Genomic DNA, 1,492 nt, shown 5'->3' with positions numbered 1-1,492 from the left:
TTATACAATCGAGTCATTTTAATTTATCTTTGTACTTAGTTTTCTGCATCTTACGCAGCATAAAAATGCCTCTAGGCCTCGCGGCTATTATTCAAGCTGATGTTTAATACATACGTGCTCACCGTGGCTCTGGAATAATCCACTATCCCGCTTGCGCCGGCCGGGGGTTCAGCATGAGCAGACTAGTCGAAATCTTGGCTGTTGCAGCTATTGTCGAAGTACGATCGTCCCCCTTGGCACTGTCTCGCGTCAGCGCAATCGCTTCAAGCAAAGCGTTCGCGAGCCTATCGAAACCGACTTCACGTCCTGTCTGCAGCGCCTGCGCGCCCATTCTCAACCGTTCGACCTCCGGCAATTCGGCCGCTTCGATCATCACCCGCAGGAGGTCCGCCGTATCGTCGGCGCGATAGACGAGCGCATTCTCGCCCGGACGGACTACGTCGAGGAGCGCCGGCAGATCAGGAACGATCGCTGGTCGGCCGAATCCGAACGCGAGGGCCAGCGCGCCCGATGTCAGGATCCGTCGGTAGGGCAGCACCATGAAATCTGCCGCGCGTACGACATATTGCACTACCGCATCGTCGACGAATCTTGGAACCAGCCGTATGCCCTGCCTCGGCTCGATATAGCGCTGCTCAAAATAGCCGGGATGGCGCCCTGCCAGCACGAGGCGGGTCGCGGGTATCAGGGCGTTGAGCGCCGTGAAGCCGTCATGCAGCCCATCGATATCCTTGTATCCTCGATTGGCCCCAAGATTGGCAAATACTATATCTGAAGCCGCTAACCTGAAATAGCGGCGTGCGGCTGCATCGGTGATGTCGTCCGGATAGGCGGGGGCGATATCCGGATGCCTTACAATGACGATCCGCTCCGCCGGCGCGCCAAGTCCGAGCGCCAGTTCCATGCCAGTTTGACAATGTACATGCACGACATCCGCAAGCCGCGCGAGTCCCTGGCGCAGGCCGAGCGAGAGCGACGGGAAACGGTCCTCGTGAGGCGCCGCATTATGTACTGTCCAGACCAGCCGCCCGCCGCGGGCGCGGAATGCGGCCAGCCGCTCAAGAGATTCTGAAATCGCGGCCGCCACTTCTTTTTCGCCACCGGCGTCGGTGTATAATGCGTCTTCCCAGTGCAGATGGAATACGATCCGTCGTCGTCCCGATGCCTCGAGTGCCATGTCGATCGTACCCGGCGCCGCCTCGGCGCGTCCAGCGAGCGCTTCGGCAAGCAGGCTTTGGTATGGTGAGCTACCGCGATAGTCGGGGTAAAACAGCCATAACCCACCGTCCTCCCAAAGAGCGTCGAGTGCGGCTGTTGTGGACCTGATTTCGACCATACCCTCAGTCTAACGGCAATTTCCTAATATAAGGCTAACTACAGGTGCTCGCACGACGGTCACGTCCGTCGATGTGGTGGAAATTATAGATGGGTTAAGGTGACCGTGGATCATTCGGCTGCGGTGGCGATCTGGGGTGGAAATACCTCGATTGCG

1 protein-coding gene is annotated in these 1,492 nt (G+C 58.3%); it reads right to left on the bottom strand.

Features of this window, described 5'->3' with window-relative positions; all coding sequences use genetic code 11:
* Nucleotides 1-142 precede the first annotated feature (142 nt).
* Nucleotides 143-1,336 carry a glycosyltransferase gene (locus B7Z76_RS16105; RefSeq protein ID WP_291345272.1) on the bottom strand — a complete coding sequence of 398 codons (1,194 nt, stop codon included), beginning with the start codon at nucleotides 1,334-1,336 and terminating at the stop codon, nucleotides 143-145.
* Nucleotides 1,337-1,492: the final 156 nt, after the last annotated feature.

Source organism: Acidiphilium sp. 20-67-58 (assembly GCF_002255515.1).
Classification (GTDB): Bacteria; Pseudomonadota; Alphaproteobacteria; order Acetobacterales; family Acetobacteraceae; genus Acidiphilium.
The sequence above is the reverse complement of the archived record's forward strand: the minus strand, read 5'-3'. Positions and strand labels throughout refer to the sequence as shown.